The sequence below is a fragment of the Ramlibacter sp. JJN2-2R genome, assembly GCF_057747835.1.
Map to the genome: position 1 here is coordinate 1,147,134 of NZ_CM173226.1, position 20,052 is coordinate 1,167,185.

General features: G+C 71.9%; 20 protein-coding genes and 1 tRNA gene. 11 read left to right on the forward strand and 10 right to left on the reverse strand.

All coding sequences use genetic code 11. The annotated features are described in order from the left end of the window. Nucleotides 1–210: 210 nt before the first annotated feature. Together AC3ANR_RS05595 and AC3ANR_RS05600 are read left to right on the forward strand one after the other, a co-directional pair. Nucleotides 211–690, forward strand: a complete 480-nt coding sequence (locus AC3ANR_RS05595) for a hypothetical protein (RefSeq protein WP_488290887.1) — start codon at nucleotides 211–213, stop codon at nucleotides 688–690. Nucleotides 691–780: 90 nt separating this feature from the next. Next, nucleotides 781–1,341 (forward strand): hypothetical protein, encoded by a 561-nt coding sequence (locus AC3ANR_RS05600; protein WP_488290888.1) that lies wholly within the window; start codon nucleotides 781–783, stop codon nucleotides 1,339–1,341. Between the two features lie 80 nt (nucleotides 1,342–1,421). Here the strand turns inward: AC3ANR_RS05600 and AC3ANR_RS05605 are convergent. The 5 genes from AC3ANR_RS05605 to AC3ANR_RS05625 all read right to left on the reverse strand — a co-directional run bounded on the left by AC3ANR_RS05605 (nucleotide 1,422) and on the right by AC3ANR_RS05625 (nucleotide 6,590). Continuing rightward, a tRNA-Thr gene (locus tag AC3ANR_RS05605) sits at nucleotides 1,422–1,497 on the reverse strand. Nucleotides 1,498–1,531: 34 nt separating this feature from the next. Next, nucleotides 1,532–3,340: an alpha/beta fold hydrolase gene (locus AC3ANR_RS05610; RefSeq protein ID WP_488290889.1), complete on the reverse strand. Its 1,809-nt coding sequence runs from the start codon at nucleotides 3,338–3,340 to the stop codon at nucleotides 1,532–1,534. After that, complete coding sequence (locus tag AC3ANR_RS05615) at nucleotides 3,337–5,853, reverse strand: glycosyl hydrolase 2 galactose-binding domain-containing protein (RefSeq protein ID WP_488290890.1); 2,517 nt, start codon at nucleotides 5,851–5,853, stop codon at nucleotides 3,337–3,339. The genes AC3ANR_RS05610 and AC3ANR_RS05615 overlap by 4 nt, the downstream gene beginning before the upstream one ends. Nucleotides 5,854–5,861: 8 nt before the next feature. Next, on the reverse strand, nucleotides 5,862–6,119 hold the full coding sequence (locus tag AC3ANR_RS05620; protein WP_488290891.1) for an acyl carrier protein: 258 nt from the start codon (nucleotides 6,117–6,119) through the stop codon (nucleotides 5,862–5,864). 15 nt (nucleotides 6,120–6,134) lie between these two features. Continuing rightward, on the reverse strand, nucleotides 6,135–6,590 hold the full coding sequence (locus tag AC3ANR_RS05625) for a holo-ACP synthase (protein ID WP_488290892.1): 456 nt from the start codon (nucleotides 6,588–6,590) through the stop codon (nucleotides 6,135–6,137). Between the two features lie 86 nt (nucleotides 6,591–6,676). Here AC3ANR_RS05625 and AC3ANR_RS05630 point away from each other — a divergent pair, with 86 nt between their 5' ends. The 3 genes from AC3ANR_RS05630 to AC3ANR_RS05640 are packed head-to-tail and all read left to right on the forward strand — an operon-like array spanning nucleotide 6,677 to nucleotide 9,776. Continuing rightward, the gene (locus tag AC3ANR_RS05630; RefSeq protein ID WP_488290893.1) at nucleotides 6,677–7,849 is read left to right on the forward strand and encodes an acyl-CoA dehydrogenase family protein; all 1,173 of its coding nucleotides are present in this window, start codon (nucleotides 6,677–6,679) and stop codon (nucleotides 7,847–7,849) included. After that, a complete protein-coding gene (locus tag AC3ANR_RS05635) occupies nucleotides 7,849–8,763 on the forward strand; it encodes an amino acid--[acyl-carrier-protein] ligase (RefSeq protein ID WP_488290894.1) in 915 nt (304 codons plus the stop codon). Before AC3ANR_RS05630 ends, AC3ANR_RS05635 begins: the two co-directional genes overlap by 1 nt. A 23-nt stretch (nucleotides 8,764–8,786) precedes the next feature. Next, a complete protein-coding gene (locus tag AC3ANR_RS05640; RefSeq protein ID WP_488290895.1) occupies nucleotides 8,787–9,776 on the forward strand; it encodes a DUF1839 family protein in 990 nt (329 codons plus the stop codon). A gap of 46 nt (nucleotides 9,777–9,822) precedes the next feature. On the opposite strand, the gene AC3ANR_RS05645 is transcribed toward AC3ANR_RS05640, so the two are convergent. Together AC3ANR_RS05645 and AC3ANR_RS05650 are read right to left on the reverse strand one after the other, a co-directional pair. Continuing rightward, entirely contained in the window at nucleotides 9,823–10,257 is a 435-nt protein-coding gene (locus AC3ANR_RS05645; protein ID WP_488290896.1) for a YciI family protein, read from the reverse strand. 114 nt (nucleotides 10,258–10,371) lie between these two features. Continuing rightward, complete coding sequence (locus tag AC3ANR_RS05650) at nucleotides 10,372–11,661, reverse strand: TIGR03862 family flavoprotein (protein ID WP_488290897.1); 1,290 nt, start codon at nucleotides 11,659–11,661, stop codon at nucleotides 10,372–10,374. Between the two features lie 57 nt (nucleotides 11,662–11,718). Here AC3ANR_RS05650 and AC3ANR_RS05655 point away from each other — a divergent pair, with 57 nt between their 5' ends. Then, the gene (locus AC3ANR_RS05655) at nucleotides 11,719–12,156 is read left to right on the forward strand and encodes a VOC family protein (protein ID WP_488290898.1); all 438 of its coding nucleotides are present in this window, start codon (nucleotides 11,719–11,721) and stop codon (nucleotides 12,154–12,156) included. Between the two features lie 80 nt (nucleotides 12,157–12,236). On the opposite strand, the gene AC3ANR_RS05660 is transcribed toward AC3ANR_RS05655, so the two are convergent. Together AC3ANR_RS05660 and AC3ANR_RS05665 are read right to left on the reverse strand one after the other, a co-directional pair. After that, nucleotides 12,237–12,374: a hypothetical protein gene (locus tag AC3ANR_RS05660; RefSeq protein WP_488290899.1), complete on the reverse strand. Its 138-nt coding sequence runs from the start codon at nucleotides 12,372–12,374 to the stop codon at nucleotides 12,237–12,239. Continuing rightward, on the reverse strand, nucleotides 12,353–14,260 hold the full coding sequence (locus AC3ANR_RS05665) for a hypothetical protein (RefSeq protein WP_488290900.1): 1,908 nt from the start codon (nucleotides 14,258–14,260) through the stop codon (nucleotides 12,353–12,355). Before AC3ANR_RS05665 ends, AC3ANR_RS05660 begins: the two co-directional genes overlap by 22 nt. Before the next feature lie 276 nt (nucleotides 14,261–14,536). Between AC3ANR_RS05665 and AC3ANR_RS05670 the strand changes: the two genes are divergently transcribed. After that, entirely contained in the window at nucleotides 14,537–15,004 is a 468-nt protein-coding gene (locus tag AC3ANR_RS05670) for a hypothetical protein (RefSeq protein ID WP_488290901.1), read from the forward strand. Nucleotides 15,005–15,066: 62 nt separating this feature from the next. Here AC3ANR_RS05670 and AC3ANR_RS05675 read toward each other — a convergent pair whose 3' ends face one another. Then, nucleotides 15,067–15,372: a plasmid stabilization protein gene (locus AC3ANR_RS05675; RefSeq protein WP_488290902.1), complete on the reverse strand. Its 306-nt coding sequence runs from the start codon at nucleotides 15,370–15,372 to the stop codon at nucleotides 15,067–15,069. A gap of 250 nt (nucleotides 15,373–15,622) precedes the next feature. Here AC3ANR_RS05675 and AC3ANR_RS05680 point away from each other — a divergent pair, with 250 nt between their 5' ends. From AC3ANR_RS05680 to ftsH, 4 genes are all read left to right on the forward strand, one after another. Continuing rightward, nucleotides 15,623–16,864 carry a glycosyltransferase gene (locus tag AC3ANR_RS05680; RefSeq protein WP_488290903.1) on the forward strand — a complete coding sequence of 414 codons (1,242 nt, stop codon included), beginning with the start codon at nucleotides 15,623–15,625 and terminating at the stop codon, nucleotides 16,862–16,864. Between the two features lie 73 nt (nucleotides 16,865–16,937). After that, nucleotides 16,938–17,246 (forward strand): ATPase with chaperone activity, encoded by a 309-nt coding sequence (locus tag AC3ANR_RS05685; protein WP_488290904.1) that lies wholly within the window; start codon nucleotides 16,938–16,940, stop codon nucleotides 17,244–17,246. 214 nt (nucleotides 17,247–17,460) lie between these two features. Continuing rightward, a complete protein-coding gene (locus AC3ANR_RS05690; protein ID WP_488290905.1) occupies nucleotides 17,461–17,913 on the forward strand; it encodes a YbhB/YbcL family Raf kinase inhibitor-like protein in 453 nt (150 codons plus the stop codon). Nucleotides 17,914–17,986: 73 nt separating this feature from the next. Next, a complete protein-coding gene (ftsH, locus tag AC3ANR_RS05695; RefSeq protein ID WP_488290906.1) occupies nucleotides 17,987–19,990 on the forward strand; it encodes an ATP-dependent zinc metalloprotease FtsH in 2,004 nt (667 codons plus the stop codon). The last annotated feature ends 62 nt before the right edge of the window (nucleotides 19,991–20,052 follow it).

A 20,052-nucleotide genomic window follows, 5' to 3' on the forward strand; every position in this document is an offset into this window, starting at 1 on the left:
TCCGCGCGGCGGGTCCGATGCTAGAAGCAGTTTCGTGGACGCCGTGTCAGCAGGCAGGCACGGCCGTTGTCGGTCGGCCGGGCGCGGCTCACCGTCCGATGGTCGAATCAGGAGCGCGTCGTCGCGCCGATGGCCAGCCGGCCCCCGCCCGGGGCCGGCTGGCGCTCGCGTCACTTGGTCGTGGTCACTCCGCCGGAGCTCGACGCACCGGTGGACCCGCTGGTCCCCGAGCTGCTCGACGAACCGGCCGTGCCGGACGCCGGCGCGGTGGTGGTCGAACCGCTCGACGCGCCCATCCCGGAGGACGAACCGGACGACGTGCCTGTGCTCGGGGCCGTGCTGGTGGTCCCGGCGGTGGAGGGGCTCATCGAGCCGTTCATCGACCCGCCGGCCGCCCCCATGCCGGAAGCGGATCCGGATGCCGAGCCCGACATCGAGGGCCCGCTTCCGCAGGCGGCGAGGGAACACGCGACGGCGATGGCTGCGAGCAGTTTGGTCATTGGCAACTCCTTTTCATCAGTGGTGAAGCCAAGCATGCAGATGCTTGTTGCATGGGATCGCCTCCCATCGGCTCGGCTCCCCGTGAGAGAGGCGCCGTCAAGGCTGTCGGAGCAATCGCACAGCGCGGTGGCGTTCGGGGTGCCCAGCCCCGTCCTTTCCGCACCTGACCAAACCGTCAGGTGCACGTAACGCGGAGTTACCTTCATAGGCGAGCTGGCCCAGCACCCGTAACATTCCCCGAAACAGCAGCGGTGACCGCGACCGGAGGCGGTGCCGCGCATGACCTGGAGGAGAGCGATGGTGGGCTTCCTGCGCTGGATGGGATCGGGCGGTGCCTGGATCCGCTCGCCCTATGGCGAACTGCCCGCGATCCACGAGACACCCGATCCCGAATTGCGCCAGTGGTGCGCGCTGGCCGGTGGACTGGCCCTGGTGCTGTCGCGCGCCAGCGACGACGAGATCCAGGGCAGGTTCGGCTCGGCGCAAGCCCTGTACCTGCAAGTGCGCCGGAGCCTGGGGCAGGGCCGGCCGCCGAAGGTGTCGTCCAGGCTCCTCGCCACGGCGCTGCGCGAGATCGACGTCCTCGCCGACCCGCTGACCAAGGCCGCCGGCCGCGCCTGCATGCGGCCCAAGACCCGGCCGGCGGCCGGCCTCAGCCCGTCCGAAGCGGCCTTGGCCGCCGCCACGGAGCGCACGCAGGGCTCGCTCGCGGGCACGGCCTCCACCGGCACCACCGATTTCGCCGACCTGGACACGCAGCTGAGCCCGGACGTGTTCACGCGCCGATCCGAAGTGCTGCGCAAGACCGTCGCCGGCGCGCGGACCGGCACGGGGCAGTGACGCTGCGCGCGCAGCGGGGCGATCGCGGTCGGGAATGAAAAAGGGCCTGTGGCCGGGAAGGCGACAGACCCTTGGTCTCGTGGTGCCGGAGAGAGGAATCGAACCCCCGACCTTCTCATTACGAATGAGCTGCTCTACCGACTGAGCTACTCCGGCACGCGAACCCAAGATTATAGCGGGGCCGCAGGCGCTAGCCGCTGGACCGCACCTGTCCGAGCCAGGCGGGCGGCTCGGGTGTCCTGGCCGCCTTCGCCGCCCTGCCGGCGCGCTGGTCCAGGTGGCGCAGCAGCTCCCGCAGCACGTGGTCCTGGTTGCCCGGGCGCGAGAAGGTGTGGTCCGCATCGGGCACGTAGGCCATGCGGAAGTTCGGGTGGGCGCGCATGCGCCGGCCCGCGGTGCCGAAGTGGAACTCGACGTAGTCGCGCCCGTCGTCGGCGTCCGAGACCATCATCAGCACGTCGGTGCCCCGCCCGCACAGCCGCTGCATCTTGGCCAGCAGCGTCTCCTCGCGCGAGGCGCCGAAGGCCAGCAGCCGCCGCAGCCGCGCGACGGTCAGGGCGACGAAGCGCCGCGCGATCAGCCGCACGTTGATCTCGCCGCGGAACAGGCGCCGCCAGGCCTCGGGCTGGAGCGCCGCGCGGCGGTAGTAGTCGGTCGACTTGGCGTACTGCTGCATCGAGTTCTGCCAGGTGTCGCCGGCCTTGCCGGGCGTCCACTCGAGCAGGCGGGAGTTCATCAGCACGACGCCGTCCACGCGCTCGTCGAGCAGGGCGGTCTGGAACGAGACGTACGACCCCGAGCAGATGCCCATGACCACGAACTCGCGGCAGCCGCGCAGCGCCAGCGCGTCGATCGCGGCGCGCACGTCCTGCGCCGACTCGCGCGCGTACAGGTTGCCCCAGGGCTGGCCGGCTGCGGGCGGGCTGTCGCCCAGGCCGGCGATGTCCAGCCGCAGCACCGGGTGGCCCGCCGCCGCGAGCGTGCGCGCCATGGCCACGTAGATGCGGTGCGGCCCGACGCGGTAGTTGCCACCGACGTTCAGCAGCACCAGGCCCGTCTGGCCGCGGCGCTCGCCGGCGACGCCCGCGGCCGGCTCGGTCAGCACGCCCAGCAGCGAGCCGCCCGGGCCGCAGCGCACCGCAGTCTCGCGCACGGCGCCACAGTCGCGCCACTGCAATTCCTCGGTGAGGGCCGGCGTCGCGTCCTCGCGCGCATTGGCGGCCGGGGAAGCTGCGAACCAGTCGCAGACGGACTGCAAGGTGCGCGCATCCAGCACGCCGGCGCGCGGCTCGTCGACCATCGCCGCGTAGCCGGGCCACACGGCGTAGTCCACGTGCGCGCCCGTCGCGCGCAGGGCGTTCGGCAGCGGCCCTTCGACCGGCAGGTCGTCGCGTCCGATCACCAGCACGCGGGCGGCGGGGCGGCACGTGGGGCGGGTCGCGTCCAGCCGCTGCAGCGCCTGCAGGGTCTCGGCGCTGTAGCGGTCGCCCAGGGCGAGCAGGCCGCCATCGCGCTGCTCGGTCCCGGCCGCGCGGAGTTCGCGCACGAACGACTTGCCGGTGGGGCAGGGCGCCCACAGCAGCAGGCTGTCCACGCCGCCGAGGCGCGCCGCCGCCTCCACCGCCAGCGTGGCGCCCAGGCGGATGCCCAGCAGCGCCACGTGCCGGGCCTGCGAGCGTTCGCGCGCCTGCCCGATCGCCGCGTGCAGGCTGGCGATCCACGCCTGCACGCGCTGCGCATCCTCGGCCTGGCCGCTGGAGTCGCCGCAGCCGTGGTAGTCGAAGCGGAACACCGGGAAGCCTGCCTGGGCCAGCGCGCCGGCGAGCTGCACCTGGGTGGGGTAGCTGCAGATGGCTTCGTGGCCCACCGGCGGGCACAGCACCACGGCGACGTCGCGCCACGGCAGCGCCGGCGGGTGGTACCAGCCGAAGCACCAGCCGTCGGCGGTGTCGAAGGTGACGCAGACGGCGGGCGGGGGGGCGAAGGCCAGGGCGGTCATGCCTGCGCCTCCACGGCCAGGGCCGACGAGAGGTTCAGCGCATGCACCAGGCCGCAGGCATCGCTGCCTTCGCGCACCTGCCGCAGCCGCACCGTGCGCGTCTCGTCAGGCAGCAGGTGGAAGTGGTCGTCCTCGCCCTGCCAGCCGGGCATGTCGACCTGGACGTCGATCGCCCAGTCGCGCGTGGCCAGTTGCAGCTCCGCCTCGCCGGGGTGGCGCAGCGTGCAGCGTGCCGTGAGTCCGAGGTCGCGCCGCGGCGCGGCGACGAGGTGCCCGATGCCGAGCGGAAAGTGCACGGCGCGGGCGAGTTCCTCGCCGCCGTCGCCGTGCAGGCGCACGGCCGCCAGCTCGCAAGCCGGCGGGCCGAAGCGCCACGCGTGGTTCAAGTCCATGAAGTGGTCCAACAACTGCGCAATCGGGACGGCAACAACGCCGCGTGCGGGAATCTCGAGGTCGCGCCGCCCTTCGGCCACGCGCACGTCGCCGTCGCGCCAGGCCGTGAAGGTGAGCCGGACGCGCCGGGGGGCGGCGCCTTCGTTGACGGCATGGGCGACCAGGCCGTCGCCGCCCTCGTCGGTCACCACGACGGCCAGCGGCTGCAGCACGCGCCGCAGCGCATGCCAGCACGACTTGGGGCCGCCCTGCTCGTCGAGAACGCCCCAGCCGGCGCCGGCCCACAGGTCGCGCAGGAAGAGCAGCAGGGCGCCGTTGCATTCGGTGCCGGCGCGGCGCCATTCGCTGAACGCCGCCACCATGGTCTCGGCCGTGGCGGCGCGCCCGAGGGCGAGATAGCGGTCGTGGTCGGAATGGCGCAGCCGCGCCGGGTCGATGCCGAACAGCTCGCGCACGTAGTGGTCGCGCACGTCGTCGAAGTCCCAGCCGGCGCCCAGGTCGCGCGGGGAGCGGGTCTTCCAGTGCGGATGGTGCACGCGCGTGGCGAGCCCGCCGGGCAGCCGCTCCAGAGCGGGAGCCGACGGGATGTTCGCGAACGCCAGGCACTCGGTGGCGAACTTCAGGCCGCTGCGGCGCGCATCGGCCAGGGGCCGCTCGTACGCGCCGACGCCGTAGTACGACGTGGTGCCGGCGCCCGCCTGGTGCGGGAACGCGCCGCCGTGCGCGCTGGAGGGCCAGTACGCCGCCGAGGGTGCCTCCTCGGCGCAGACGCCGGCGGCGGTCTCGTGGAAGAACGGCTGCTGCCAGCCTTCGCGCGGCACGCCCCACATCGCGGCCTGCTGCTCCACCTCGCTGTTGCCGCACAGCACGGCAACGCAGGCATGCGGCGCCAGCCGGCGCGCCTGCTGGCGCACCTCGCGCGCCGCGCCCTCGGCGAAGCCCGCGTCGGCGAACGGGTAGTCCATGCTGGCGAACATGAAGTCCTGCCAGACCAGCAGCCCCAGCTCGTCGCAGGCGTCGTAGAAATGGTCTTCCTCGTAGGCGAGCGTGCCCGCGATGCGCAGCATGTTCATGCCCGCGGCGCGCACCTGCTCCAGCGCCGCGCGGCACGCCTGCGGGGTCGAGCGCAGGCTCACCGGGTCGAGCGGCGTCCAGCCCGCGCCGCGGCAGAACACGCGTTCGCCGTTGATGCGCAGGGCGAAGCCGCCCCCGTCGCGGTCGACCTGCACGGTGCGGAATCCGACCGATCCCAGCGCGATTTCCTGGCGCTCGCCGCCGCGCACGTGCAGGCGAAGCAGGGCGCGGTACAGCGCCGGCTCGCCATGCGTGTGCGGCCACCACAGCGCGGGGCGCGCAATGCGCAGTTGCGCGGCGAAGGCGCCGTCGCCGCCGGCCAGCTGCTCGACGTGCTGGGCGCCATCGGGCGCGATGAGCACCAGCTCCGCGGAGTCGACGCGCCGGTCCCAGCCGGCCTGCGCCTGCAGGCGCACGTCGCAGCAGCCCTGGCCCTGGTCGACGAAGGTGCCCAGGCGGTGCGTCCAGTCCGCCTCCGGCGCGAGGGCGATGTCCCGCCACGGGCCGACCACGGCCGCCGGCGGCGACCACCCGGGCGTGCGCCCGAGCAGCGTCGTGCGGACCCACCGCAGCTGCTGGTGCGCCACCATCGGCGTGCGCCAGCGCGGGCGCGGGCGCCGGCGGGCCAGTTCGGGCGCCAGCGCGCCGAAGCGGATGAGGAGATCGTTGTCCGTGCGCCGCAGCCGGTCGCCGGCGGCGACGCGATGCGCGGCGAACATGTTGTCGGACTGCAGCAGCGGCTGGCCGTTCAGCCAGGCCTGCGCCAGCGTCGCCAGGCCGTCGAAGCACAGGGTCGTGGCCTGCTCGTCGGGCGCATCGAACCGGGCACGGAACCACCAGTCGCTGGCATCGAAGTCACGCGGTGGCGCATCGAGCGACCACTCGCCCCGCTCACGCAGTGCGGCAGCGACGCTCTGGGGAGCACGGGTCTCCTTCCAGGCGCTGTCGTCCGCGGGCGGCGCTTCCGCGCTGCCGGCGTCGGCGGCGCAGAACCGCCAGCGCGCGGCCAGCGGCCGCCGCGCGTGCGGAGCAGGTACTGCATCCATGACCGCGCTCAGGCGGCAATCAGCTCACGCAGCGCCCGCTCGATCGAGCTGATGCTGCGAAACACGTTGCGCTTGAGCATGTGGTCCGGGAACTCGACGTCGAACTCGCCTTCGAGGGCCAGCATGACGTTGACGCTCGCGTGCGAGGTCATGCCCGATTGGTACAGGTCCGCGTCCACCCCGAGCTTGTCCGGGTCCACCGCCAGGCGGCCGTGGTCGCGCAGCACGCGTCGGATCGCGGTGTCAGCTTGTTGCAGGTCTGTCATGCGAGTGAATTCTGGTCAGCCCTGTGGCTCGACCATGTCGGACAGTGCCGCAACCACTGCCGCGGCGTAATCGCCGTCATGGCTCAAACAGACTAGGACGCCGCTGATGCCTTGTGCGCGCGCCGCCGCCAGCGCGCGTCCGTGCAATTGCAACGTGCACGAACCGTCGTCCGCGCGCTGCACTTCCATCTCGTGCCAGCCGACGCCGGCCTCCGACAGCGACAGCGCCTTGATGGCCGCTTCCTTGGCGGCGAAACGGGCCGCGTACCGCTGGGCGCGGTCCGCCGGCGAGGCCTCGGCGTAGGCGATCTCGCCGGGCGCGAACAGCTTGGCGGCAAAGCGCGGGCCGAAGTGGCGCAACGACTCTTCGATGCGCGGGATATGCACGAGATCGATGCCGAGTCGGACAACGCCCGCTGGCTGTGCAGTCCACTGCCGCAACAACGAATGGATGAGTTTCTGGCTGTGCAATTTGGTCGCGCGATCGCCCCACGGGCGGAGGACGCGGTGCTATTGTCCCCGCACACAACATTCTCATGCTTGGGAGGTCGAGAAGTATGGATTTCCGTTCGGCATCGGGATTCGCGCAACTCATCGACGACGTGCGCAAGGTGGCTGCGGACGTCGCAGCCGCGCAGGCGGCCGACGTCGATGCGAAGGCGCGGTTCCCGATCGAAACGCTGGCGGCACTGCGCGAATACCACGTGCTGTCCGCGGCCGTGCCGCGCGAGCTTGGCGGCGCCGGCTGCAACATGGAGGAGCTCGCGCAGCTGTGCGCCACGCTCGGCCAGGCCTGCGGCTCCAGCGCCATGGTGCTGGCGATGCACTACATCCAGCTGGCGTGCATCGCGCGCCACGGCATGGAGAGCGAGCACTTTCGCGACTACCTGCGCGACCTCGTCAAGCGCCAGTACCTGCTCGCGTCGATGACGTCGGAGAACGGCACCTTCGGCGACACGCGCTCGAGCATCTGTGCCGTGCGTCGCAGCGACGGGCGCTTCCAGCTCGACAAGGACGCCACGACCGGCTCGTACTGCGCGCACTCGGACGCCATCCTGGTCACCTGCCGCAAGGACGAGGAAGCCGCGCGCAGCGACCAGGTGCTGGTGCTGGTGCGGCGCGAGGACTGCACGCTCACCCAGACCACCAGCTGGGACACCATGGGCATGCGCGGCACCTGCAGCCCCGGCTTCAAGCTCGAATCGCACGGCGACGAGCGGCAGGTCCTGCCCGTGCCCTACGCCGACATCTCGGCGCAGACCATGGTGCCGTACTCGCACATCCTGTGGTCGTCGCTGTGGTGGGGCATCGCCGCGGGCGCCGTGAACAAGGCCGCCAACTTCGTGCGCGGCCAGGCCCGCCAGAACCCGGGCTCGGTGCCGCCGACCGCCGCGCGCCTGGCCGAGGCGCAGGTGCAGCTGCAGACGATGAAGCAGAACTGGCTGTCGGCCGCGCGCGACTTCGACGCGCTGGGCGAGCACCGCGAGCCGCTCAACGAGATGGGCTGGGCGCTGCGTCTGAACAACCTGAAGATCGCCAGCTCGGATGCGGCGCCGCAGATCGTGCACCGCGCGCTGCAGATCGTCGGCATCCTGGGCTACAAGAACGACAGCCCCTTCAGCCTCGGTCGCCACTACCGCGACGCGCTGTCGGGCTCGCTGATGATCTCCAATGAACGCATCGCCGCCAAGAACGCGTCGATGCTCCTCGTCTTCAAGGACGCGTCGTGATGGATACCCGCACCTATGACATCCAGGGCTTTGCCGAAGGCCTGGTCGAACATGGCCTGGTCGTGCCGACCGGCATCAAGGGCGCCTATGGGCGCGGCCCGGTGTTCGAGGACATCCTGCGCCGCTTCAACGACCTGGTCAGCCGCACCGCCGCGCCCGACAACGCGCAGGAACTGATGTTCCCGCCCATCCTGGCCCGCTCGATGATCGAGAAGGTGGGCTACATGGACAACTTCCCGCAGCTGGCCGGCTCGGTGCACAGCTTCATGGGCACCGACAAGCAGGCGCGCGAGCTGTCGGCCAAGGTGAACGCGGGCGAGCGCTGGGAAGACATGCTGGCGCCGACGGACGTGATGCTCACGCCCGCCGCGTGCTATCCGGTCTACCCCACCTTCAGCGGCCTGCTGCCCGAGGGCGGCCGGCTGGTGACCGTGCTCAACTGGGTGTTCCGCCACGAGCCGTCGGACGAGCCGACGCGCCTGCAGCACTTCCGCATGCGCGAGTTCATCCGCGTGGGCAAGCCGGACGACGTGGTGGAGTGGCGCGACAGCTGGCTGCAGCGCGGGCTCACGCTGCTGGAGGGCCTGGGGCTGCCCGTGCAGAGCGACGTCGCCTCCGACCCGTTCTTCGGCCGCGCCGGCAAGATGATGGCGGCCAACCAGGTCGACCAGCGCCTGAAGTTCGAGATCCTCTGCCCGGTGATCTCGCGCGAGAAGCCGACGGCGATCTGCTCGTTCAACTGGCACCAGGACCACTTCAGCTCCAAGTTCGGCATCCGCAATGCCGACAGCACGGTGGCGCACACGGCCTGCCTCGGCTTCGGCCTGGAGCGCGTCACGCTGGCGCTGATCAAGGCGCACGGCTACGACCCGGCCGACTGGCCCGATCGCGTGCGGTCCCAGCTGTGGCCTTGAGCGCGACTGCCGAGAGGAGCCGCATGAGCACGCTTGCCGTCCTGCCCGGCCTGACGCCCGAGAGCTACCGGCGCCATCCGCTGCATGGCGAGGGTGCCGCCTGGCCGGAAAAGAACTGCTACGCCGACCTGTGGATCGGCTTCCTGCACACGCTGGGCCTGGAGCCGCTGGCCATGCTGCCGTTCACGGTGGCGGTGGACTTCGAGGGCGACCAGTGGACCTTCTTCAAGCCCCCGCTGGAGGAACTGCGCAGCCTGTACGGCGTGGACGTGCAGGAGCTGACGGTGTGGCGCCCGCTGATCGAGCATGCCCGCGAGCACCTGGCGGCGGGCAAGCTGATCAGCACCGAGTCCGACGCGTTCTGGCTGCCCGACACGGCCGGCACCGACTACCGCCGCAGCCACACCAAGACCACCATCCTGATGGCGGAACTGGACCAGCAGCGCGAGCGGCTGCGCTACTTCCACAACGCCGGCTACTACGAGCTGGAGGGCGAGGACTTCCGGCAGCTGTTCCGCCTGGACGCGCCGGCCGACCCGGCGTTCATGCCGCTGTTCGCCGAGGTGGTGCGCATCGACCGGCTGGTGCGGCGCGGCTCGTCCGAGCTGTCCGACCTGTCGTTCGAGCTGCTGCGCCGCCACTTCGCCTGGCGCCCGCGCAGCAACCCGTTCTCGCGCTTTGCCGCGCGCCTCGCGCAGGACCTGCCCGCCATGCACGACAAGGGCCTGCCGTACTACCACCAGTGGGCGTTCGCCTCGGTGCGCCAGGCCGGCGCCGCGTTCGAGCTGCTCGGCGCGCACCTGCGCTGGATGGCCACGCAGGGCTACCCGGAGCTGGGCGAGGCGGCCGAGCGCTTCGAGGCGATCGGCCAGGCCAACAAGACGCTGATCCTCAAGGGGGCCCGCGCGGTCAACTCGGGGCGGCCGCTCAACGCCGACGACCTGCTGCAGGGCATGGCCGCCGACTGGGAGCGGGGGATGGCGTCGCTGGGGCCCCTGTTGGCCGAGAGCTGACGCGCCGCTGCCGGCCCGGCTCGCGGGAGCCGGCGCCCGCAGCCGGCTAACGCGGCTGGTCCTGCGCCTGCAGCTGCGCGCGCAGCCGCTCCTCCTGCTGGCGCAGTTCCGGCGTGAGCTCGGCGCCGAAGTCCTCGGCCTCGAAGATCTGGCGGATCTCGATCTCCGAGTCGGACGGCATCGGGTTGGGGCAGCGCTTGACCCACTCGATGGCCTCCTGCAGCGAGCCGCACTTCCAGATCCAGAAGCCGGCGACCAGCTCCTTGGTTTCGGCGAACGGGCCGTCGATGACCTGGCGCTCCCGGCCGGAGAAACGCACGCGGGCGCCCTTCGAGCTGGGCTGCAGCCCCTCGCCCGCCTGCATCACGCCGGCCCGCACCAGCTCCTCGTTGAACCGGCCCATCTGCGCGAACATCTCCTCGCTGGGCATCACGCCCGCTTCGCTGTCGGCGGTCGCCTTGACCAGGACCATGAATCGCATGGAAGTCTCCTTTTCAGATCCGGAACGATCTTGCTCCAGCCGCACGACGATTGGGCGGTGCGCAAATCGACACCGCGGCAGTCAGATCCCGACAAACGCCATCCCGGGCTGCCGTCAGGACGGCGTCCGCGCCAACCACTGCAGCGCGGCCTCGCCTGCCGCCCGGCCGGTGGCCAGGCAGGCGGTGAGCAGGTAGCCGCCGGTGGGCGCTTCCCAGTCGAGCATCTCGCCGGCGCAGAAGACGCCCGGCAGGGCGCGCAGCATGCCGCGCTCGTCGAGCGACTCGAACGTGAGGCCGCCGGCGGTGCTGATCGCCTCGTCCAGCGGCCGCGGCCGCGCCAGCACCAGCGGCAATGCCTTGAGCGCCTGCGCCAGCTGGGCCGGGTCGTTCAGCTGGGCGGGGGTCAGCAGCTCGTGCAGCAGCGCCATCTTCACGCCCTCCACGCCCAGCCTGCTCTTGAGGTGCGTGGACAGGCTGCGCGAGCCGCGCGGGCGCGACGTTTCCGCCAGCACCTGCTCGGCGCTGTGCTGGGGCAGCAGGTCGACCAGCCACGTCGCCTGCCCGTGGGCCGCGATGGCCTCGCGCAGGCGCGCGCTGAAGGCATAGACCAGGCTGCCCTCGACGCCGGTGTCGGTGAGGACGAACTCGCCTTGCAGCCGTTCGGTGTGGCCGGCCGCATCGGTGAAGCGCGCCGCCACCGGCTTGACCGGCTGGCCGGCGAAGCGCTGGCGCAGGTGATCGCTCCAGCCGCCGCGGCCGGGCCCGGTCGGCGCCACGTCGAAGCCGCTGTTCGAGGGCTTGAGCGCCGCCACGCCGACGCCCCGATCCTGCAGCCTCGGCACCCAGGCGCCGTCGCTGCCCAGGCGGGGCCAGCTGGCGCCGCCCAGCGCCAGCACGACCGCGTCGGCCGCCTGCACGAGCGGTCCGGCAGGGCTGTCGAACCGCAGGGCGCCGTCGTCGTTCCAACCCGTCCAGCGGTGGCGCGTGTGCACGCGCACGCCGGCTGCGCGCAGCCGGTGCAGCCAGGCGCGCAGCAGCGGCGCCGCCTTCATGTCGGTCGGAAACACCCGGCCCGAGGTGCCGACGAAGGTCGCGATGCCCAGGCCCGCGGCCCAGTCGCGCACGGCCGGGCCGTCGAAGGCCGTGATGGCGCCGCGCAGGGCCTCGCTGCGCTCGGCGTACCGGCGCAGCAGGTCGGCCGTGGCCTCGGAGTGCGTGAGGTTCAGCCCGCCGCGGCCGGCCAGCAGGAACTTGCGGCCCACCGAGGGCATCGTCTCGAAGAGGTCCACCTGCGCGCCGCCCCGGGCCAGCACCTCGGCCGCCATCAGCCCCGCCGGGCCGCCCCCGATCACCGCGACACGGCGGGCTGCAGGAGGGGATGGAGGGGCAGGCTGGTGATCCATGGGGGGCCGATTGTCGCGCGCGCCGGCGGCTCGTCCGCCGCAAGCGACAATGAACGCATGTCCGATACGCAACCTGCCGCCATGCCCCCGTTCCACCTCGCGTTCCCGGTGCGCGATCTTGCCGAGGCGCGGCGTTTCTATGGCGACCTGCTGGGCTGTCCCGAAGGGCGCAGCTCGCCCGACTGGATCGACTTCAACTTCTACGGCCACCAGATCGTGGCGCACCTGGCGCCCGACGAGTGCAACATCAGCCAGGTCAGCGCGGTCGACGGCCACGGCGTGCCCGTGCGCCATTTCGGCGCCGTGCTGTCGATCCCCCAGTGGGAGGCCATGGCCGACAAGCTGCGCGCGGCCGGCACGGAGTTCGTCATCGAGCCGTACACACGCTTCAAGGGCCAGGTGGGCGAGCAGTCCACCATGTTCTTCCGCGACCCGTCGGGCAACGCGATCGAGCTCAAGGCGTTCGCGAACCTCGACTCTCTGTTCGCGAAGTAGGCGCACCGGCGCCGGCCCGGCCCCACCGGCCATCGACCTGGCGCCCGCGGGCTCAGGGCCACGCCGCGCGCCGTGCCCGCTCAGCGGCCAACCACATTGATGCTGCTGCCCGCCTGCCAGCTGTCGTAGGCGGCGACGAAATGGCCGTCGGCGCCGCCGGCCAGCGACGTGTCGCCGCTCGCCGGGCCGGTCGTCGTCACCAGGCCGAAGTTGGCCACGGTCTCCACCCCGCCCACGGACGTGCCGGTCCCGTGAACCGCTGCGTCTGCAGATTCGCCCGCGTCTCCCGGATCGACGCCGGCTGGGCGGCGAGCCAGCTCACCACGAAGCCGTCGGCGCCCAGCGCCGCCACGTTGGGGTCGCTCAGCGCCGCGCCGATGGTGATCGGCAGTTCGGTGGCGCCCGCCACGGTGTCGCCGTTGGCGGCGAGCAGCTGCACGTTGATGCGCGTCGTCCCGCTGGTGGCGCCGAACGACTGCCACGCCAGCGCCAATGTTCCGTTCGCCAGCCCGGCGAGCGAGAAATCGAACGGCACGTTGCCCGCCGCTGAGGCGAGCTGCCGCTCGGCGGCAAGGGGCTGCCCGGCGGCATCGAACCGACGCAGGGCGACGGCGTAGAACGGCAGGGCGCTGCCTGGCGCGCCTTGCCGCCATGCCAGCACGACGGAGCCGTCGGGCAGCACGGCCAGGCGTGGCAACCGCTGCGGGCCGGCCGCCTGGCCTGCGACGGCCGCGGAGCCGACCGGGGCCCCGTTGGCGTCGAAGCGTTGCATGCCCACCCGTGCGTCGCCGGTGGCGCTGGGCGCGCCGGACCAGGCCACCACATAGCCCCCGTCGGCGGTCGGCGCGGCCGTGGACTCCAGGATGGAAGCCAGGCTGCCGGTGCCCACCTGCTGCGCCGCCGCCAGCGGCACGCCGGCGGCGGAAAGGCGCCGCGTCCACAGGGCCGGCCCGGCCGTGCCGCCCGAAGTCCATGTCACCACGAAGCTGCCGTCGTCCAGGGCCGCCAGCCCTGGCTTGCCGGACGCGACACCGCCTGCCGCCGCTTCGATCGGGGCGCCGACCAGCGCACCGCTGTCGTCGATCCGCTGCACAAGCAGCGCCCCGGCGACAGTGCGCCAGGCGACGACCGAGCCGCCGCTGGCCAGCCGCGTGACGGCCGGTGGCTGCGACTCGTTGCCGTTGGTCGCCACCAGCACGGGCGCGAAGGCGGTGAAGGGCGACGGGGCTGGCGCAGGCGCAGGCGCGGGGGCCGGTGCAGGCGCGGGCGCGGGCGCGGGCGCGGGTGCGGGTGCGGGTGCGGGTGCGGGTGCGGGTGCGGGTGCTGGTGCCGGCACGGTGCCCTTGAAGCCGAACACGAAGAAGCCTTCCGCGTTCCCGCCGGTGAGGGCCATGGCCGCCAGGGCCGGCGGACTGGAGGTGGTGTCGAGCAGCGAGATCCCGTTCGCGACCGCCCCGTCGCCCAGGGCGCAGGTCGTGCCCGAGAAGCGCACCTGCAGGTCGAAGACGTTCTTTCCGCTCGCCCGCGGCGTGGCATGGCCGGCGATGGTGCAGCCGTTGTCGACGACCGTGAACGCGCCGGAGGAGTCGATCGTCATCGGAAACTGGAAGGTGGACGCGAACGTGCGGCCCGCCACGGTGTACGCGCCGGCCAGGTCGCCCAACCGGGCGGGCCGGTCGTAGGTCATGTCGTAGGCGAGGACCAACGGTCCGGCGCCTGCCACCTGCGCGTCGATGCGCGAACGCGGCGACACCGTCCCGGTCAGTTGCAGCGGCACGCGGACGCCGTGCAGGAAGTCGAAGTCCGTGAGGTTGGCGGTGAACGCGAGCGCGCTGGTGGTCGTGGTGCCCTGCAGCGCGCCCCCGATGTTCGGCACGCCGCCGCCATAGAGGCCCCAGGTCTGGCCGTTCTCCAGGATGACGATGGCCACCGATGCGCCCGTCGGTGTCGATCCCGTCCACATGCCCTCGGCGGGCATGCCGCCCACGGCCACGGGCGGGCTGGTCCCCGCCGCCGGTTCGCCACCACCACCGCCACCGCCGCAACCCGCGAACAGCAGGGAAGCCAGGGGCATCGACCAGGCGAGCGACAACCGGTATTGCATACGACCTCCAGGGCAATGCAGCGATTGGGAGCGGCGACTGCGGCCGCCTCAATGGGAGCTTTGTCCCACCGGCGGATGGGCGCCCCTGGTTCGAGCAATGCGAAGGGCTTCAGGCGTGGCGCCCGGTGAGGCCTGTCGATCTACATGCCTCCGCCCGCCGCCTGCAGCGCTTGGGAGGATTCGACCATCGACGTTGCGACGGGCGACGGCTCGAATGGGCCTGAGCCTGCACGCACCGGCGGGCCCGGATCCGCAACCGACGCCAAGGAGACCGAGATGAAGACCGTCATCGCATCAGCCGCGGCCGTGGCCGCCTTCTGCTTCGCCCCAGCGGCGCACGGCGAAGTCGTCCTGAACGACAGGATCGACCTGAACCTGCTGGTGTACGTCCCGTGCGCCAACGCGGGCGCGGGGGAGGTGGTGAGCCTGAGCGGGCCGCTGCACGTGCTGGTCGCCTACACCGTCAACGGCAACCGGATCCGGGGCAAGACCCACTACCAGCCGCAAGGGATCTCCGGCATCGGCCAGACCACCGGCGACACCTACCGTGCCACCGGCGAGACCGAGAGCCACTTCAACGAGTCGCTCCAGGACGGGCGCTACAGCGCCGTGTACGTGAACAACTTCAGGATCATCGGCCAGGGCCAGGGGAACAACTTCCTGGTCCACGAGAACTTCCGCATCGCCTTCGTCGATGGACAGCTGAGCACCGCGCACGACAACCTCAGCGTCGAGTGCAGATAGCGCGGGCAGCCCGGCCGGCTGCCGCGGCCGTCCGTCAACGAAGGCGTGGCGCCGGGCCGGTGCTACTTCTTCGCGTTGCGCTTGCGCGTGGCGGCGGCCTTCCTGGCCGACGCGGAGCGCTCGGCCGCGCTGCGCGATGCGGACGCGCGCCCGCCGGCCTCGCCGCCCTTCCTGGAGGGGCTGGTGTCCGTCGCGTGGCCGCGGCCAGAGCCGCTCTTGCGTCCGCCGCCGGTCTCCTTGTTGACGGTCGCCCAGGCGCGCCGTTCGGCCTCGCCCTCGGCGACCCCTCGCTTCTCATAGCCCTTCTCGATGTGTTCTGCCTGGCGCTTCTGCTTGTCGGTGTACGACGACTTGTCTCCGCGTGGCATCGTTGCCTCCTTTCGCAGTGGAAACCGCATTGGGCGACGCGACCGGGCCGGGCGGGCGTAGGACGGCGTTGGCTCCCGGCCCACGAATCGCCGCACAACGGCCAGCGCAACCGCGACAGGGCCGTCGCCGCGGCGCACGGTCGCGCCGGTGCGCGCACGACCAGCGTGCCTCAGCAGTCCCTCGGCGGGCCTGCCTGCGTTACGCTGTGGCCATCCCAACGCCGGCGGCCGTGCCACCGCCTCGTCCGTCATGGACCACAAGTTCCGGCCGATTCGCATCGAGCAGTACGAGCCCCTCATCGGGCCCGAGGCCGTCGAGCGCCTGGAGACCAAGGCGCGGCGGCTGGCGGGCCTGCGCGTGGTGAACGTGAGCTCGACGTTCTATGGCGGCGGGGTCGCCGAGATCCTGTCGTCGCTGACGCTGCTGCAGCACTCGCTGGGCGTGCGGGCGGACTGGCGGCTGATCCAGGGCAGCCCCGAATTCTTCAGCGTCACCAAGAAGATGCACAACGCGCTGCAGGGCGCGCAGATCAACCTCAGCGAGCTGAAGAAGGACGTCTACGAGGGCGTGGTGTGCCAGAACGCGATGCGCATGGACCTGGATGACGAGCTGGTCGTCGTCCACGACCCGCAGCCGCTGCCCCTGATCAGGCACTTCCGGCACCGCAGTCCCTGGATCTGGCGCTGCCACGTCGACCTGTCGCGCCCGGACATGCCCACCTGGGACTACCTGCGCGGCTTCGTCGAGGACTACGACGCCACCATCGTGTCGCTGCCCGAATACGCGCGCGAGCTGGCGATCCCGCAGCTGTTCTTCATGCCGGCGATCGATCCCTTCGCCCCCAAGAACCGCGACCTGACCGACGCCGAGATCGACGACCGCTTCACGCACTACGGCATCCCGACCGACCTGCCGATCGTGGCGCAGATCTCCCGCTTCGACCGCTGGAAGGATCCGACGGGCGTCATCCAGGCCTTCAAGCTCGCGCGGCGCGAAGTGGATGCCACGCTGGTCATGCTCGGGAATGTCGCCACCGACGACCCCGAGGGGCAGGCGATGTTCGAGTCGCTGCTGGCCTGCAAGGAAGACCGGATCCTGATCCTGACGGCCGAGGACAGCACGCTGGTCAACGCGCTGCAGCGGCGCGCGGCGGTGGTCGTGCAGAAGTCGCTGCGCGAGGGCTTCGGCCTGACGGTGACCGAAGCGATGTGGAAGGGCGCGGCGGTGATCGGCGGCCGCTGCGGCGGCATCTGCCATCAGATCGACGACGGCGTGAACGGCATGCTCGTGTCTTCGGTGGAAGAGACCGCCGAGCGCATGGTGGCGCTGCTGCGCGACGCCGGCCTGCGCAAGCGCCTGGGCGCCGCGGCGCGCGCGAGCGTGGCGGCACGGTTCCTGATGCCGCGCCTGGCCGAGCAGTACCTCGATCTCTACACCTCCTTCGAGCCCCGCTTCACCCTGCACCGCAAGCCCGCCGGCCTGCCCGGCTGACGCCGGCCCACCCGCGACCCGCCCGGCCGTGCCCGGGTGGTGGATACTGCGTGCCGCTTCAGACCGATCACCGATGGACGATCCCAACCAGATTGCAGTGCCGCCTTCGTTCGTGGCACTGTTCACCTCACCTTCCGGGCACCGATTGACGCAGCCGATGCAGGTGGTGCGCGAGCGCTACGAGCTGTGCGAAGACCTGGCGCAGATGCTTGCCGAGCAGGCCTCGGTCGCCTCGTTCAAGTCGGGCGCCCCCGACAGCGAAGTGCTGGCCGGGATGCGGCGCGGGCTGTCCGGCCCCGAGTCGGGCCTGCAACCGCAGGAAACGGCATGGGTGGTGACGCGCCTGGCGGAGGTGCTGGGCTGGGAGGCGCCCGAGACCTGAGCGGCCAGGCGCCAGGGCAGGCGCGCTGCTCGACAGAGCTACGCATTGCGCCCCGCCGCCGAAGGCCCTAGATTGGCGCTGCACCACCCGGATCCGGCGCACCACAACCGTTTCGTCCATGCACCCCAGGCTGATGAACGCAACCGGCGCCGCGTCCGCCGCCTTGGCAATCGCTGCGCTGGTCCTGGCCGGCGCAGCCAACGGGGAGACGCGCATGGAACTCTCATCCTCGAGCATCGTCGACGGCCGGATCCGGCAGCCGCACGCGTGCCGCGGCAAGGGCGGATCGGACCAGCCGCTGCAGCTCACCATCCGCGGCCTGCCCGCGGACGCGAACTTCATCGCGATCGTCGGCGACGATCCCGATGCGGTGAAACCGGCAGGCAAGGTGTGGGTGCACTGGAACGTGTTCAACGTCCCGGCGCACGGGCAGCTGGCCATCGCCGCCGGCCAGCCACCCGCGGGCGATCGCGGCAAGACTTCCGGCGGCGGCCGCGGGTACGAGGGCATGTGCCCGCCCGACGGGGTGCACACCTACCGCTTCGCCGTGTTCGCGTTCCCGGACAAGCTGCGCGTGGACACCCAGGTGGCGTGGACCATCGACGAGTTCGAAGCCAGCCACGGCCGCCAGGCGCTCGCCAAGGCACAGATCACCGGGCAGTTCTAGCGCGCGCCTCGCACGCCGGCGCCCGGCGCCGAACGGCCCCGCGCCGCCCCGGTTTCGCGGCATGATGCCCGGCATGGACAGCGCACCACCCCCGCGCACCCCGGCGCCAGGCGCCGCGTCCCCCCGGCCTGCGCTGCCGCCGCGCAAGTCCTGGCCCTGGTTCCTGCTGCTCCTGCTGGTCAACTACGCCCTGGTCAGCCTGCTGCTCCCGCAGCCCGATGCGCCGCTGACCGTTCCCTACACGGTCTTTCGCGAACAGGTCGCCGCCGCCAACGTGACGGCGCTCTACAGCCGCGGCACGACCATCGAAGGCCGCTTCAAGGCGGCCGTGACCTGGCCCACGTCGGACGAGCTCAAGCGGGCGGCCGACGCCCCCGCCCGCAATGCGCTCGACCGCCGCCTGCTGCCCGCGCAGCGCACCTCGGTCTACTTCACCACCGAGCTGCCCGCCTTCTTCGACCGCGACCTGGAGACGTTCCTGATCGACCACGACGTCGAGATCAGCGCGGTCCCCATCCAGAAGGACAGCGTGTGGGGCACGCTGCTGTCGTTCACGCCGGCGCTGCTGCTGATCGGCTTCTACGTCTGGATGTACCGCCGCGCGTCGCAGGGCGGCGGCATGGGCATGGGCATGGGGGGCCTGTTCGGCATCGGCAGCAGCCGCGCCAAGCGCTACGACACGACCGATCCGTCCCGGCGGATCACCTTCGACGACGTGGCCGGCATCGACGAGGCCGAGGCCGAGCTGGTGGAGATCGTCGACTTCCTGAAGGCGCCCGACAAGTACACGCGGCTGGGCGGGAGCGCGCCCAAGGGGGTGCTGCTGATCGGCTCGCCCGGCACGGGCAAGACGCTGCTGGCCAAGGCCGTGGCGGGGGAGGCGGGCGTGCCGTTCTTCTCGATGAGCGCCTCGGAGTTCGTCGAGATGATCGTCGGCGTGGGCGCGGCGCGCGTGCGCGACCTGTTCAAGCAGGCGCGCGAGAGCGCCCCGGCCATCATCTTCATCGACGAGATCGACGCGATCGGCCGGGCCCGCGGGCAGGTGGCGTTCGGCGGCCAGAGCGAGCAGGAGCAGACGCTGCAGCAGATCCTGACCGAGATGGACGGCTTCACCGGCCGCGAGGGCGTGATCGTGCTGGCGGCCACCAACGCACCGGACGTGCTGGACCGCGCCTTGCTGCGGCCCGGCCGCTTCGATCGCCGCGTGGTCGTCAACCTGCCGGACAAGGCCGGCCGCGAGGCCATCCTGCGCGTGCACGTGCGCAAGGTTCCGCTCGATGCCGACGTGAGCCTGGAGCAGCTGGCGCAGACGACGCCCGGCTTCTCGGGCGCCGACCTGAAGAACCTGGTCAACGAGGCGGCGCTGCTGGCCGCGCGGCGCAACGAGTCGGCCGTGCAGCACAAGGATTTCCTGGACGCGCTGGAGAAGATCGTGCTCGGCCCCGAGCGGCCGCTGCTGCTGAGCGCCGAGGACCGCCAGCGGATCGCGTACCACGAGAGCGGCCACGCGATCCTGGCCCTGGTGGTGGCCGGCGCCGATCCCGTGCACCGCGTGAGCATCGTGCCGCGCGGGCAGGCCCTGGGCGTGACCTACCAGCGGCCACAGACGGATCGCTACAACTATCCGGAAGGCTACCTGCGCGCGCGCATCATCGGCATGCTGGGCGGGCGCGCGGCGGAGGAGGTGGTGTACGGCACGCGCACCACCGGCGCCGAGAACGACATCGAGCAGGCCACGGCCCTGGCGCGCAACATGGTGACGCGCTGGGGCATGAGCGAGGCCGTGGGCATGGTGCAGCTGGCCCCGCGCGACAACCCGTTCCTGCGCGGTCCCGTGGGCTTTGGGGGCGACAAGCCGTTCAGCGAACAGACGGCGGCCCTCGTCGACGCCGAGGTGCAGCGCATCATCCACGAGTGCCACGAGGAGGCCAAGCGCCTGCTGCGCGAGCACCGGCCCGCGCTGGAGGCGCTGGTGGCGGCGCTGCTGCGCACGGAAACCGTGTCCGAGGAGGAGATCCTGCAGGCCACCGGCCTGCCGCCGGCGCCGCAGTTGCCCGGCGGGCCTTTGCGCGCGTGAAGCCGTCGTGGCGCCGGCCGCGCCATTCGATGCGATCATGCGGGCCTTCCCACCACGCCGCC